The organism is Flavobacterium kingsejongi (genome assembly GCF_003076475.1).
GTDB lineage: Bacteria > Bacteroidota > Bacteroidia > Flavobacteriales > Flavobacteriaceae > Flavobacterium > Flavobacterium kingsejongi.
This window is the reverse complement of the sequence record NZ_CP020919.1, coordinates 1,124,910-1,139,868: the sequence shown is the minus strand read 5'-3', so window position 1 is coordinate 1,139,868 and position 14,959 is coordinate 1,124,910. Positions and strand designations below refer to the sequence as shown.

Genomic DNA, 14,959 nt, shown 5'->3' with positions numbered 1-14,959 from the left:
ACATTTATTAAACTAATATAAATTTCATCCGCAGTATATGCAAATTCATTATTTATCAGAAGAAAACAGTGTTTTAAACCACTTTCTTGCCCAGATTCGAAATGTCAATGTTCAGAATGACAGCATGCGTTTCCGTAGAAACATCGAACGCATTGGTGAAGTTATGGCTTACGAAATGAGTAAAAATATGCATTATAAGGCTGTTGAAATACAAACCCCATTAGGTATAAAAAAGACCACGGAAATTCAGGATCAGTTGGTTCTATGTTCCATTCTGCGCGCAGGATTGCCTTTACACTTAGGATTTCTGAATTACTTCGATGCTGCCGAAAATGGCTTCGTATCGGCCTATCGCTACCATGCAGATGCGGATGACAGTTTTGAAATTAAAGTAGAATACCAGGCGGTACCTTCACTTGAAAATAAGAACCTGCTCTTGTTAGATCCTATGCTTGCCACCGGCCAGTCTATGGTTGCTGTGTTCAATAAATTAACCGCGACCGCTTCGCTGAAAGAAATCCATATTGCCGTAATTATTGCTGCTCCGGAAGGGATTTCCTACCTTGAAAAACACCTTCCTGCCAATTGCCACCTTTGGGTAGCGACACTCGACGAAAGGCTAAACGACAAAAACTACATCATCCCTGGAATTGGAGATGCTGGCGATCTTGCCTATGGCAATAAGCTATAACTGAGAGATAAATGTAAAGATTGTCAAAAGTAACACAATCCCGATTACCGTTTCCTTCATCCAGTATTTGTGCAGCAATTCTATAAAATTGGCTCCCATAACACATAATGGTGCGAAAGTAAACGCCAGCAGGCTGTTGCTTTTATTGGGTGAAATCAGGAAAATAACTACTCCAATTATAAAAAAGAAAATGAATTTTTTATAGGAAGCATGTAAGTTTAACGGCTTATTGGGCAATGAAAAAATCTGTCCCAGTAAGAACAATGCTGCAAGTACAACATAAAGCCCCAAAGCGATATTATGGAAACTATTCTTAAAGTAATTAAGGTCAAAATCGAATACGGCTTTATGGAATAAGCCTGTTATCAATGTTTTATCAAAGACCAGCCCTGCAAGAATATAAATGGTAAAGACTGCAAAAAAGGCAATAAATGGAATGATCCAGTTCCTATAATCCCCAGCCACGTGGAAGATTATTGAAATAAATACCAGGATAATAAAAAGGATACTCCAAAAATGAAACAATGCTGCGATAAATATCCACAGCGAGGCATCGAATATTTTTTCTTTTGGCGTGACCAATGACTGTAGTGACACCATTCGCCGTAGCGATAACAGGATAAAGAAATTGGATAATACAATATTAGTATCGTTTAAAATCTTGGGAAACAGGATCAAAAAGATAAAAAACAGAAAAAATGCAAAGGAGTTGTCCTTGCTTAGCCCATTTTTTTTGGTAATGAAATTTACCATAAAAAGGGAGGCTACCAAAACCAGCAGAATAACCGTTTTTTCAGCAATTCCCCTACCGGATTCCATCCATTCTGGACGTGCCAGCTGGTACAAAAAAAAGCACAAAACCAGTAAAGAAGTGATTAAAATATAATTTACTGGTTTTGATTTGCTAAAAACACTTGTTATCATCTGGATATTTTATACTTTTGTAAGACGTAAATATAATACTTGTTTAAAGATGAAAGCTTTTTTTGAAGGAATACAATCCCTATTTGTTGATTTTTTATTTGCTCCGTTAGACTATTTCAGACATCTGGAACTTGAAAACTGGTGGGGCGCGAACATCGTCAATTTCCTATTGGCTATTGTTTGTCTTTGTGCAATGGTATATTGGGTTAAGCAACTTCAATTACACGAGAAAAACGGCGAAGAAAACCAAGATACTACGGCTCACTCATTTTTAAAATAAGTCAAAGCCGATATCTTTTCTAAAATACATCTTATCAAAATGTAGCTTCTCTATATTTTGATAAGATTTTTTTACGGCTTCCTGAAAATCATCTCCAAAGGAAGTTACCGCTAAAACCCTACCGCCATTACTGAGTATTTGCTCATTTTCTGATTTTGTTCCCGCATGGAATACCAATGAATCGGTTATCGTTTCCAATCCTGAAATGACTTTACCTTTATCAAAAGCTTCTGGATATCCTCCAGATACTACCATAATTGTTGCAGCAGTCCTTGGATCGATTTCCAAATCAATCTGGTCTAATGTTTCATTAGATACCGCATGGAATAACGATACTAAATCGGTTTTTAACCTTGGAATTACCACTTCAGTTTCCGGATCACCCATTCTTACATTGTATTCTATAACATACGGATCATTATCAACATTGATCAGTCCGATAAAAACAAATCCTTTATAGAAAATACCATCCTGGTGCAATCCATCTATCGTTGGTTTTACAATCCTGTGCTCAATTTTTTCCAAAAGTGCTGCACTGGCAAAAGGTACTGGGGAAACAGCGCCCATACCGCCGGTGTTCAATCCGGTATCTCCTTCTCCAATTCTTTTATAATCTTTGGCTGTTGGTAGTATTTTATAGTTTTTACCATCTGTAAGTACAAAACAGCTTAATTCAATTCCGTCCAGAAATTCTTCGATAACAACTTTGGAACTTGCAGGGCCAAATTTTTCATGCACCAGCATGTTCGTCAATTCTACTTTAGCTTCTTCCAAATCATGAATAATCAATACTCCTTTTCCTGCTGCCAAACCATCGGCTTTCAGAACATAAGGTGCTTTCAGGGTTTCTAAGAAATGGTGCCCTTTTTCAACAGTTTCTTTGGTAAAACTATGATATGCCGCTGTTGGAATACGATGCCTGATCAGGAATTCTTTAGCAAATTCCTTACTGCCTTCCAGCATTGCTCCTTCTTTTGATGGCCCAATAACCGGAATTTTTTTCAGGTAATCATCTTCCATGAAAAAATCCTGGATCCCAATTACTAAAGGATCTTCCGGACCCACAACAACCATTTCAATTTTCTCTTCGATCACGAATTTTTTAATTTCGCCCAAATCCGTTGGAGAAATCGCTACATTAGTGGCAATACCTGCTGTTCCGGCATTTCCCGGCGCTACAAATAACTTCGTACATTTTTCGCTTTGAAGCATTTTCCAAGCCAATGCATGTTCTCTTCCTCCTGAACCTAAAAGTAAAATTCTCATTGTTGTGTGTTTTTGTTATCAACCCCAAAATTAATGGCTTTTGAACGGAAAAAAAATTATTGGGCTAAAAAATTATCCGGTTTCCATTATTAGTAGTCCGGGTTTCTTATTTTTGATAAAAATTAGAGTAACTGTGCTAAAAATTTTCGATTTATCCCTGAAAATAAATGGCTTTCCGCTTCGGGAGGCAAAAGCACAACTTGCTGCCATCCTCGCTATTCCGGAAGCAGCATATCCTGATTTTATCCACTCGAAAAAACAGGAAATAGTAGCCTACCATCTTCAGCATAATACTTTTTACAAACAACTGGCCGGTAACTATACCACATGGGAGAATCTTCCGGTCATGACTAAAAAAGTACTGCAGCGCCCCTTATCGGAAAGGCTGTCAATTGGCAATACTCGGAAAAATGTGTATTGCAACAAAACTTCGGGATCGAGCGGTACACCTTTTATTTTTGCAAAAGATAAAATGACCCATGCTCTAACCTGGGCTTCCAATTGTTACCGTTTTGGATGGTATGGTATTGATTTCAATACCTCACTGCAAGCACGATTTTATGGGATTCCATTGGATTTTTTCGGAAACCGGAAAGAACGATTTAAGGATTTTCTCGGTCATCGCTACCGATTTCCAATTTTTGATCTGTCCGATACTGCCCTTGAAAAATTACTGCAGCACTTCCGCAATAAACCCTTTGATTACATTAATGGCTATACCAGTGCGATTGTACAATTTGCAAAATTCCTGGAGCGCAATGACTATATCCTGAGTGCCATTTGTCCCAGCCTGAAGGTTTGCATCGTTACTTCCGAAATGCTCTTTGCTTCCGACCGGGAATTGCTTGAAAAACAGTTCGGTATTCCTGTGGTCAATGAGTATGGTGCTTCGGAACTGGATCTTATTGCATTTGAAAACCCGAAAGGGCAATGGCAAGTCAATACTGAAACCCTCTATGTAGAAATACTGGACGATCAGGATCGGGTGGTACCACACGGAACAGAAGGCCGTATCGTGATTACCTCACTCTTTAATACTGCTCACCCGTTCATCCGTTATGATATTGGAGATATTGGTGCCCTATCGGTGCATTCAACTCCTAAAAAAGCAATTTTGGAGAAGCTTGTGGGCCGCACCAATGATTTTGCCTTGCTCCCCAGTGGAAAAAAAGTGCCTGGTCTGGCTTTCTATTATGTCACTAAAAGTATCATTGAAGACTCCGGAATGGTAAAAGAATTTGTTATTCGTCAAATCGCAGCCGATCGGTTTGAAATCGACTATGTCAGTACGGGACTGCTGCAAGAGGCAATGATTCAAAAAATGGAACTCGCCCTTACCCTTTATCTTGAGCCGGGACTTCACTTTGATTTTATCCGGAAAAATTCACTCAACCGGACACATCGAGGAAAACTCAAACAATTCACTTCTCTTCTCGCAAAATAGCTCTAACATTGTAACCAACCTGTTGTCGGTATTGCACAATTTAGCGTTACTTTTTTCGGGTAATGTATCGCGGTTTCAGTACCAACTGTGTAATCAAGAACCGGATCATGGCCAAGAAAGCAATTAATACCGGCATTTGATGAAAATTCCGATATACTTTGTAATTGTGCTTTACTAATTCGATCTTGGAAGCTGAAATCGAATGTTGCCTCACCCTGTATTGTGCAAGCACTTCCGGCACGGGATGAACGATTTTCAATCGTTTTACAATCGTCAGCCATACTATCCAATCCTGCCTTTTCCTGAACCTGGAAATATCAATTTTACCGAAAAAATCAGTGTCATAAATCCCGGTAAGGTTCCCAACATAATTACAATACAATAATTGCGTATAGGATAATGGATTGGGGGCTGTTACGATCTTTTGTAAATCGTTGCCATCTTCGTCAATCTGTTGGTAAAAGGAAAAAGTAAAAGGAATGTTTCGGGCTACCATGAAATCCAATTGTTTTTGCAGCTTTTCCGGGGTCCAGAGATCATCAGCATCCAAAAAGGCAATGTACCGACCGGTTGCTTTTTCAAGCCCCTTATTTCGTGCTACACCCGTTCCTGAATTTTTTGAAAGTGTAAGCAGTTTGATTCGGGGATCCTGTAGCCTCCATTTTTCTATAATCTCCTGGGTATGATCTGAAGAACCATCATTCACCAAAATCATTTCCCAATCCGAAAAAGTTTGCTGCTGTACCGATTGGATGGCCTGATCAATAAACTTTTCAGAATTATAGGCGGGAGTGATGATAGAGACAAGAGGGAACTTCATGACTAATAGGCTTTTGCTTCTCCTTTGATTGCATTATAGAGTGTCAGGAATACGATTTTTAGGTCCAACAAAATAGACCAGTTCTCCAGATAGAAAATATCATATTTTACCCGGAAAATAATATCCTTATCATTCTCTACCTCGCCACGGAATCCTTTGGTCTGTGCCAATCCGGTAATTCCGGGTTTTATAAAATGGCGCACCATGAACTTATCAATACTACGGGCATACATTTCGGTATGGCTGACCATATGGGGCCTTGGCCCAACAACAGACATTTCGCCCAGCAGTACATTAAAAAACTGCGGTAGCTCATCAATACTGGTTTTCCGAATGAAACGGCCTACTTTCGTAATTCGCGTATCGCCCTTTGTCACCTGATGCAGATCTGCAAGTGCATTGGGTTCCATAGAACGGAACTTATAGCAGTAAAATTCTTTATAATTCAATCCATTTCGCTTTTGCTTAAAGAAAACAGGGCCTTTGGTTTCTACTTTTATAAAGAGTGCCAATATTGGGATTAACCATGAAAGCACGCCGAGTATTACAAGTAGTGAGAAAATAATATCAAAAGTGCGTTTTAAAATTTTGTTTATCGTTTCATCCAATGGAATATTCCGCATGGAGATCACGGGAATATAATCATAATAATCATAGGATAAATTACGGGAAAAAACCTCCTTGGTATCCGGTAAGAATTTCAGAATTTTAAGATTATTATCGGTAAAATCAATAAATTCATTGATCTGGTTGCTATTGAGATCGGCTAATGAACAATAGATTTCATCAATCTGAGTGGATAATACAAACGAAAAATACTCATTAATCTGTTCTTCTTTTTCTACTTTAAAGTCAAAAACACGAACGAGCTTATAGCCATAATCCGGATTATCATTAAAAAATTCCTGCAACTGGTCTACACTTTTTCCATTTCCTACAATAACAACCTGCCGAAAGTTCCCGCCAAAAAGTACCCTGAACTTTCTTAGAAAATAATAAATAAACAATTTTATCAGCGCAACAAGGCTGATAGCAGCTATTGTAAAATACAGAATTACCTGCGATTCGGAATACTTGGTATACCAGCCGGAAAAAGCAAAGCAAAGTATCGTAAAAAGGGCAAACTGTTTTAGTAATTTATTTAAAATCGCCACTACTTTGGTATAGCGGTATACTTCATAAAAGCCAATATTAGTCGCAATAATGACCCATGCAAGTGAAATAAAAACAGTGTGAAGCAGTGTATGAAATACCGAAGGCAATAGCACAAATGATAGTACATTGATACTAAGTAAATCAATGCAATATGAAAAGGGCCTGATGTATCCCGAATACCTGCCTGTCTTTTTTGCCACTAATTTATATATTTTGAAAAGTCTTTATGATTTTCATTCAGCAACTCCTCAGGAGAAAGATTCTTAAAAAATTCATATGTAATTTTCATCCCATCTGCCCTGCTAACCTTTGCCTCCCACCCTAATAGTTGTTTGGCCAATGTAGTATCGGGCTGTCGTTGCAGCGGATCGTTTACTGGAAGTGGATGGTATACTACTTTTTGTTCTGTACCGGTCAATTTTATAATCTCTTCTGCAAAATCCCTGATCGTAATTTCATCCGGATTACCAATGTTGACTGGTTCCACATAATCACTAAGCAATAAGCGGTAAATACCTTCGACCTGATCATCTACATAACAAAAAGATCGTGTTTGCATGCCGTCACCAAAAATAGTCAGGTTTTCTCCCCGTAAGGCCTGACCAATAAAAGCTGGAATTACACGACCGTCATTGAGCCTCATTCTGGGGCCATAAGTATTAAAAATACGAACAATACGGGTTTCTACGCCATGAAAGCGATGGTAGGCCATTGTAATAGATTCCTGGAAACGCTTGGCTTCGTCATACACTCCTCTAGGTCCGATGGTATTTACATTGCCATAATAATTCTCTGTTTGGGGATGCACTAAAGGATCTCCATATACTTCTGAAGTAGATGCAATCAATATCCTTGCTTGCTTGACACGCGCAAGGCCCAAAAGATTATGGGTTCCCAAGGAACCAACTTTCAGCGTCTGAATAGGAATTTTAAGATAATCTATGGGACTGGCTGGGGAAGCAAAATGAAGAATATAATCCAAATCACCGGGCACGTGTACAAATTTGGTAATATCGTGATGGTAAAATTCAAAATTCTCCAATTTAAACAAGTGCTCAATATTCTTTAAAGCTCCTGTAATCAGATTATCCATGCCAATCACAAAATAACCTTCTTTGATAAACCTGTCGCATAAATGGGATCCTAAAAATCCTGCTGCTCCGGTTATTAGTATTCTTTTCATATTCATGCCCTTCTAATGATCCTGTAAAAATAGTATCGTTTTTTTTTCTAAAAAAGTAAATTCCTATTTCATTTGCCAAAAGTAACCTTATAATTAATTAATCCAATTAATTCCTGCAAATTGTTTATTATAATGCCTGATTTTCAAATAAAAACAAATTCTTCATCAAAAAATAACAGCTTCTTAATACTGCACAAAATATAATAATTTAACCATAGCACTCAAAAAATACAAAGAACTGTATTTGCTTTTGCGTATTTTTGTTGCCCAAATAAGATCATTTTGAGAGTTGTCCATGTTATTGAAGCCTTAGGCGGCGGTGTTTATACTTATTTTAAAGATTTGTCCTTTTTCTTCGGGGAAAACGGACCTGCTGACGACTTGGAAACTTATATTATTTATAGCGGTAACCGGAAAGAAATAGACCCTTCAAAAATAACTGAAGACTTTTCCAAAAATGTAAAACTCATTGAAGTCCCAATGGTTCGGGAGTTTTCGATATTTAAAGATTTAAAATCAATACTAAAACTTAGAAAAGTTTTAAAAGAAATAAATCCTGATGCTATCCATCTTCATTCTTCTAAAGCCGGCGTATTAGGAAGGGCTGCACATTTTCTACTGTTCGACAAAAAAAAGCTTTTTTACACTCCTCATGGTTATTCTTTCCTGAGAGTCGATATTTCGCCCTTACACAAAAAAATATATCAAGCTATTGAAAAATATAGTCAATGGATTTTTGGTGGAACTACCATTGCCTGTGGTGATACCGAATATGAAATTGCAAAACAGCTAGGTAAGTCTGTATTGGTCCGAAACGGTATCTCTATTAATGAACTGCAGCATTTTTACAATCCTGTTTTGAATCCTGTACTTAGAATTGGAATTGTAGGCCGGATTACAGCGCAAAAAGACCCTGAACTGTTCAATCGTATTGCCACTTTATTTCCTCAGTTTCAATTTGTATGGATTGGAGATGGTGATTTAAGAAGTCTGCTCACTGCAAAAAATATCATTGTAACCGGTTGGTTTTTAAACCAAAATGATATTATGAAAGAATTAAATACTTTAGATATTTACCTTCAGACTTCTTTATGGGAAGGCCTTCCAATTGCTGTTTTAGAAGGAATGGCACTGCGAAAACCAGTTGTCGCGACCAATGTGATTGGTAATAAAGATATCGTTATTCCCAATGAAACCGGTTTTCTGTTTGATTCTCCTGCTGAACTGGAAAACTATTTTGAGCAATTAAAAGAGCTACAGAAACGAATACTCTTAGGCAATAATGGCTTTCGCCGTTGTCAACAAGTGTTCGATAAAGATAAAAATTTTAGAAAGCTGGTTTCGATTTATAAACATTAGTACTTGAGTACTTGTATCCATTTTCAAAAATTGCTTGTTAGGGCATCCCATTAAGTTGAACATCTTTTAGCCAAAAGGAAATATCCGTTCCTCTTGATCCTGAGTAAATATCCAATCCCCGGACAATTGCATCATCAAAAGTATAGCCTTCTGGTGGTTCCGGGAGATACTCTTTTATAAGCGGTATGTAATCAAATGTAATGGTACGATATTCGTTGTCTGAACGACTGCTGCCTAAAAAATCAAATCCGAGTTTTTCAGCACTTAAGAGGATTCTTCTGGATGTAGGATCACTAATAAAATCCTGCCAAAAAATAGCATCATTAGGGTTTAAATTAAAATCAAGGTTAAAAAAATTAGCAAAGACTACTCCAATTAAATCACTGCGAATAATTTTGCCGCCTTCATCATAATAAGCAAATCTAAAATCTACTGAAATGTAGGCTCCCCTACCCTCAGCTGCTAATATTGGAGCACTATAATTATCCATTTTGACCTTTAGAAGAGGCCTTATCTCTGAAAATTCTGCTATTCTGTATCCTTTTCGAAATGACCATAGTCCATCGTTCCAACTGCCATCCCTGAACCGTTCTGGCCAATGATCAAAAACAAGGCCTATTTCTCTTAATAAGTCACTATCAACAGCCTTTTTAGCATTGTTTTTAAATAAGAATTCAATAGGATTAATTACTCTTGATTTGTCCCTATTGATGCTTATCTCATATCCCGGGTTTTTTCGCCACTGGTTTTCGCTATAATTCCATGATACTGCTTTTACAGAAGGTGCTGCTTTATTACTGGCCGATATGGTATCCCCATTACTACAACTGTATTTATAAGGCCAGACATTCCCTGGATTTCCTACTTCATGGGCTTCCTCCAAATGACTTGCTTTCTCAAAAATTAAGCCCGTGTCCTGATTGAGAAATATCCATGATTTTTTTGTCAGCCTATTATTCCAAAGCATTCGGATGGTATCATTATTTTCTAATTCCCTGTCTACCGTTTTGGAGCCATATACTGCCGAACTACTATTACAACCGCATATTACTACTATAAAAATCAGTAGCGAGATGACTGTATACCTTACGCTCATACTATTGTAACTTAGTATTATTCTTATGATGCAATTCCTTTTGTTGCAACCAGTTTACTGTAAATAAAGAAAACCAAAATCCACTAAAAGCAATTCCATCAAAACGTATTAGAAAATCATCGGTTAAATTGGAGGTAAAAAACAAGAGAAAAAATGCTACTGTTACACCACTTTTAGCTGAAAATCCCAAATAACCAATTGTAAAAATATAGAGCGCTACTACAAAAAATCCTGCGATACCATATTTCAAGAAAAAATCTAAAAATTGGTTGTGCATTGGAAATTCATATTTCGCCAGAAAAACCTGATTCGTTTCTTTAAAATAGTGTACTAATTCTTTTTTCCCATCTGAGGCTCCTACGCCAAATGGAAGATTTTGAACTCCTAATTCCCAACCTGACTTCCAGATTGAAACTCTTGTAACCAGAGAGTTAAACACATTTATTTCCGGGTGATCAATTTCATCCAAACGCCCAATTTTATCCATATGGGCAAAAGTAACTTTTGAATATTTTTCCTTCATATAAGGATCATTTTTGACAAAGAAAAAGAATAGAATTGATGCTAAAATCATCATCAAGCCCGCAGTTTTCAACACTTTTTTAAAATTATGCCTACGTTGAATTTCGTAAATAATAACGATTCCAAATCCTGCTCCCATATTGAATAAAGCCATACGGGTATTTACCAGTAAAATAAAGAATATTGATACAATAAGAAACAGCATTTCCATTATTTTATATGCGCTTCCCCTATTATTATGAAAAGATTGCAAGACTAAATAAAAATTAAGGATGGCTACGAATGCCAAATGCATATTTAGTGCAGGTGCATGATTACCAAAACTGTTGCTGAATACATAACCCATCTCCCACAAATGGATACCATTCCTGTATTTATCGATCATATCCGGATACAAAATCACAAATCTAAGCAGCAGCAATACCAATAGCAGTACCATTATTTTGCTATAATAATTTATAATCCACTTATAATCAATGTATTTATAATTCCCTATTATGAATAATGGAAATAACAACAATGAAATTGATTTTTCAGCGGATTTGAGACCGCCAGATAGAGAACTATTATTCCAGAAAAAAAGAATTTCAAGAAGGAATGGAGCAGCTATAATCAATCCGAAAATAATAGATTCCCGTTGAAAATTAAGTTTTCGTCTGAATATAAGGCAGCATACGACAAACAGAATGATCATCCAGGTACATTGTTTCCTGAAAATCATAGTTACAGCAATCAGTAACAGCAGTATATTAAATAGTCTTGCGAAGTGCTTTTCTGAAATCTTCATAGTACAAAGCATAATAGATTAATGGGAACATTCCAATTTTATGACGTACTGCAGAACCTAAATCTGGCTCGAATACTCCCTGAACAATAAAATAAGAGAACAATATTAAAAGAACCCATAATTCATTTTTATATTTTTTCTTGTCTTTAAGACATTTAGAAAACTGTACCAACAGAATCCAGAATAGCAGTAATTGCCAAATTATAAAAGCAATAATTTGAGGTGAAAAAATATGTTTCAGCCCATTTAAAGGTAAATTAACTGTAAAAAAACCATAAAAAATACCTATCGTCTCCCCATACCAGGTAGTTGTGCTAACGGGAGATACGATCATCGAGTTGGCATCTGCAGCGCCTAAACGCTCCAGATTGAGTCCTTCTCTGGTACTTTCCGAAAAATGTTTCCCATTAATGATCCCATGGCTTAAGGATAAAAAAACAGCTATTAAAATTCCATAAAAAATAGTAGTGATGTTTTTTCTTCCAAAACGTATAAAAGTCACAAAATACATCCCAACAGCAATAATTGGTATTAAAACAAAATAAGGACGAAACAGGACTCCAAAAAACACCAATAACAAAAACACCAGCATCAATGATACATTGAATGTAAAATAGTTACGGGTTAAAATCATCAGGATAATTACCGTAAAAATAAAAGTGAAAAATTCCTTAGACGGTTGCCCGATGAAAATTGCCAACATCAAAAAGAAAAGAATACGATCGCATTTTTTATCGTTAATAAATAAAAGTCTTTTGGGATACCTATTTTTTTTATAAGATAATAAATAATAGGCAATTGGATAATCGCAACAAGTGAATAGGGTAATTTGCCTAAACGCGTCACACTATAAAACATCATAGATATCGGATAACTACCAATAAAACCTTTTTCATTATGGACATCTGCCACAATCATATTAGCATCATAGTAAAATTTACTACTCAAAACAAAAGGCAATACTATCCCCAAAAAAAGGCAAATACCTATGAGTAAATGAAAAATAAATTTATTCTTTAAAATTATCATCTTCTTGTTTTCCAGTGCCGAATTACTACTCTATTTTATCAATACCTTTTGAATGGCTTTTTTTATTTTTTCCACATTATACCCATCATCATAATACTGATTAAAAATACTTAAACATCGCTCATAAAAAGCCTTATAATCTATTCTTATGGTATTATGTTCTATAATCCTATCTACCATCTCATCAATAGGTGCACTATAGCTTAATTTGATAGCATACGTCCCAAGAGCAATATTTTTTTCAAAAGAATCTATTACATCAGTATAAATAGGGATCAGTCCCACCGATAAATAGGAATTCATTTTTGTAGGCGTAGAAACATTATTTACAATGTCATTTTCCCGAATTATAAAACCATATTTAAATTTACTGAGCTCTGTATCTAAATTTTCTAAGGATACATAATAAACACTACTATTGACGATGCTTTTTTCTGACAACAGCGCTTTAGCCTGCTCAATATCCTTAGTAAGAACTGTCAAATGAGCCGCCGGAAGTTTGGTTTGAATTTTTTTATAAATTTCTAATGTTTTTTCAAAACATTGCCAGGAATATAACGCGCCTGCAAATACAAAACTAAGTGCTTTTTTTTCCCGATCGAATAATTGTTGATTAAGCATTTTATTGTAACAGGGGATAATACAACCGTTTGTTTGGGACACCCTATATTTTGTTTTATAATGCTCCACCATTTTTTCAGAAACAAAAAAATTCAATGTACTTTGCTGTAAAACGATCCATTCCATAGTTGTAAAGAAATAGTAAATCATTTTTGTTTTCAAACTTTTCCCATGTATCATTACATATTCTTCCGGACCTAATCCCTGAAACCAATTACATAACGTACCCCTTTGAAAACGAAAAAAAACTTTTATAAAATCCCGTACACGAATTGTAAATATTATATCCTCTTTAGTTGACTTAAATGAAGGTGTTTCATAAATAGTAACCTTAAAGCCCAGCTCATTAAATGCTTTTTTAATTAATCTTGTATAATAAAAAGTAGCATCATTGATACTTTTAGGAGGCAAATAAAATATGATTTTCATTATGGCTTACTACTTAATAGATTAATTAAAATAAAGTTTAATCCGATCTTTTTTATACACGTAAATGACAACGCAAATATTCCAGAATACCACGCTGGAAGTAAATACAATTGCTGCGCCCATAGCTCCATACAACGGTATTAAGATACAATTCAAAGCAGTATTAATACTCAAAGTAATCAATAATATTTTTTGAAATATCCTGGATCTTTCGGTCATATTTAAATACACAGGGACTACGCCAAAAACAGAACAAAATAACTGTGAAAACAACAGTACAAAAAATACGTTTTGTATGGCTAAATACTCTGGTCCAAAAAACAACAATACCTGTTTTATGAACAGCCCTAAAAGAACACTTATAACGACATTAACACTGAATATTATCTTTGCTGTTTTCCTACACAAAGCCTCTAATTCCAAAAATTTTTTAGAATTATATAATTCAGAAATTTTTGGAGATATATTGATTGTAGCGCTTAAAATTATCATGGATAATATAGTGATAATTTTAAGTGCCACCGAATAATGTGCTACTGCCTGATTACCAAAATACTTTTTTAATATAAATATATCAATACTTAATAATAAGTACATAATCACGTTACTCACTCCCATAGGCAATGATAATCTTACAATCTCTTTTACGGGTACATTTTCGTTTGTATTGCTGGTTTTAATCCGGTTAAGAAAATAGAATATCAAAATAAAGGAAATTGCAGCCAATACCACGAAACCATAAATATAAAAATCAACAAATTTAAGATCCCTCTATAACTGAACAGTAGAATTCCTCCTATAATTACTGGAATATATTTAAATGTATTCCTAAAAAGCTCTGCTAAAATAGCTTTATCAATAGCACGAAACATTTCGGTATTAAACAAAGTGAGTATGTATACCGGCAAAAAAATAAGACATTTCAGTAATAACCCATAAATGGCCGTATCACCAAAAAAATTATTAATAAATTCCTGAGGGATTACAAGCACATAAATGAGTAAAATGGATAAGGCTATTGATAAAATTAATTTTACCATTTTAAAATATACGGCTCTAATAGAATGAAAACTCTGCAATGCCTTAAATCTACCTGAAAAATATAATATTGATATATCTGTTCCAAGTAAGCATATACTACCGGTAACAAGCATAAACATCCTTACAAATTCAAATTCACCTACCCTATCCGCACTATAATTTCGTGTAATAAATAACATGAAACCAAAAAAAATAATTACTCCAAATACCCTAAGCATAAATGTATAAATACTTTGCCGAAGCATTTTATTTTGTAGGGAAGACACTACTTTATCGTATATACTCATTTTGATTTATCTGTAATTCAGTAGA

At 35.4% G+C, this 14,959-nt stretch carries 15 protein-coding genes; 4 read left to right on the top strand and 11 right to left on the bottom strand.

What is annotated here, in order from left to right:
* Positions 1-37: 37 nt before the first annotated feature.
* The gene (upp, locus tag FK004_RS04640; protein ID WP_108736211.1) at positions 38-691 is read left to right on the top strand and encodes a uracil phosphoribosyltransferase; all 654 of its coding nucleotides are present in this window, start codon (positions 38-40) and stop codon (positions 689-691) included.
* On the opposite strand, the gene FK004_RS04635 is transcribed toward upp, so the two are convergent.
* A complete protein-coding gene (locus FK004_RS04635; protein WP_108736210.1) occupies positions 686-1,615 on the bottom strand; it encodes a DUF6427 family protein in 930 nt (309 codons plus the stop codon). The two genes, upp and FK004_RS04635, sit on opposite strands and share 6 nt — an antisense overlap.
* A 49-nt stretch (positions 1,616-1,664) precedes the next feature.
* Here FK004_RS04635 and FK004_RS19310 point away from each other — a divergent pair, with 49 nt between their 5' ends.
* Positions 1,665-1,895, top strand: coding sequence for a DUF6341 family protein (locus FK004_RS19310; RefSeq protein WP_108736209.1), 231 nt, complete (start codon positions 1,665-1,667; stop codon positions 1,893-1,895).
* Here FK004_RS19310 and purD read toward each other — a convergent pair.
* The gene (purD, locus tag FK004_RS04625) at positions 1,887-3,161 is read right to left on the bottom strand and encodes a phosphoribosylamine--glycine ligase (protein ID WP_108736208.1); all 1,275 of its coding nucleotides are present in this window, start codon (positions 3,159-3,161) and stop codon (positions 1,887-1,889) included. The genes FK004_RS19310 and purD overlap by 9 nt on opposite strands.
* A 133-nt stretch (positions 3,162-3,294) precedes the next feature.
* Between purD and FK004_RS04620 the strand changes: the two genes are divergently transcribed.
* Positions 3,295-4,605 carry a phenylacetate--CoA ligase family protein gene (locus tag FK004_RS04620; protein ID WP_108738750.1) on the top strand — a complete coding sequence of 437 codons (1,311 nt, stop codon included), beginning with the start codon at positions 3,295-3,297 and terminating at the stop codon, positions 4,603-4,605.
* A gap of 46 nt (positions 4,606-4,651) precedes the next feature.
* Here FK004_RS04620 and FK004_RS04615 read toward each other — a convergent pair whose 3' ends face one another.
* The 3 genes from FK004_RS04615 to FK004_RS04605 are packed head-to-tail and all read right to left on the bottom strand — an operon-like array spanning position 4,652 to position 7,763.
* Positions 4,652-5,425 (bottom strand): glycosyltransferase family 2 protein, encoded by a 774-nt coding sequence (locus FK004_RS04615; protein WP_108736207.1) that lies wholly within the window; start codon positions 5,423-5,425, stop codon positions 4,652-4,654.
* 2 nt (positions 5,426-5,427) lie between these two features.
* Entirely contained in the window at positions 5,428-6,780 is a 1,353-nt protein-coding gene (locus FK004_RS04610) for an undecaprenyl-phosphate glucose phosphotransferase (protein WP_108736206.1), read from the bottom strand.
* Complete coding sequence (locus tag FK004_RS04605) at positions 6,780-7,763, bottom strand: UDP-glucuronic acid decarboxylase family protein (protein ID WP_108738749.1); 984 nt, start codon at positions 7,761-7,763, stop codon at positions 6,780-6,782. The genes FK004_RS04610 and FK004_RS04605 overlap by 1 nt, the downstream gene beginning before the upstream one ends.
* 282 nt (positions 7,764-8,045) lie before the next feature.
* On the opposite strand from FK004_RS04605, the gene FK004_RS04600 reads away from it, so the two are divergent.
* On the top strand, positions 8,046-9,122 hold the full coding sequence (locus FK004_RS04600; protein ID WP_108736205.1) for a glycosyltransferase: 1,077 nt from the start codon (positions 8,046-8,048) through the stop codon (positions 9,120-9,122).
* A gap of 37 nt (positions 9,123-9,159) precedes the next feature.
* Here FK004_RS04600 and FK004_RS04595 read toward each other — a convergent pair whose 3' ends face one another.
* The 6 genes from FK004_RS04595 to FK004_RS04565 all read right to left on the bottom strand — a co-directional run bounded on the left by FK004_RS04595 (position 9,160) and on the right by FK004_RS04565 (position 14,934).
* Positions 9,160-10,218, bottom strand: coding sequence for a hypothetical protein (locus FK004_RS04595; protein WP_108736204.1), 1,059 nt, complete (start codon positions 10,216-10,218; stop codon positions 9,160-9,162).
* Position 10,219: 1 nt separating this feature from the next.
* Positions 10,220-11,434 (bottom strand): O-antigen ligase family protein, encoded by a 1,215-nt coding sequence (locus FK004_RS04590; RefSeq protein ID WP_227871669.1) that lies wholly within the window; start codon positions 11,432-11,434, stop codon positions 10,220-10,222.
* A 55-nt stretch (positions 11,435-11,489) separates the two neighbouring features.
* Positions 11,490-12,230, bottom strand: a complete 741-nt coding sequence (locus FK004_RS04585) for a hypothetical protein (RefSeq protein WP_108736202.1) — start codon at positions 12,228-12,230, stop codon at positions 11,490-11,492.
* Between the two features lie 356 nt (positions 12,231-12,586).
* Positions 12,587-13,606: a glycosyltransferase family protein gene (locus FK004_RS04575; protein ID WP_108736200.1), complete on the bottom strand. Its 1,020-nt coding sequence runs from the start codon at positions 13,604-13,606 to the stop codon at positions 12,587-12,589.
* Between the two features lie 21 nt (positions 13,607-13,627).
* Positions 13,628-14,338: an MATE family efflux transporter gene (locus FK004_RS04570; RefSeq protein ID WP_227871668.1), complete on the bottom strand. Its 711-nt coding sequence runs from the start codon at positions 14,336-14,338 to the stop codon at positions 13,628-13,630.
* Positions 14,308-14,934 carry a polysaccharide biosynthesis protein gene (locus tag FK004_RS04565; RefSeq protein WP_108736198.1) on the bottom strand — a complete coding sequence of 209 codons (627 nt, stop codon included), beginning with the start codon at positions 14,932-14,934 and terminating at the stop codon, positions 14,308-14,310. The genes FK004_RS04570 and FK004_RS04565 overlap by 31 nt, the downstream gene beginning before the upstream one ends.
* Between the last annotated feature and the right edge of the window lie 25 nt (positions 14,935-14,959).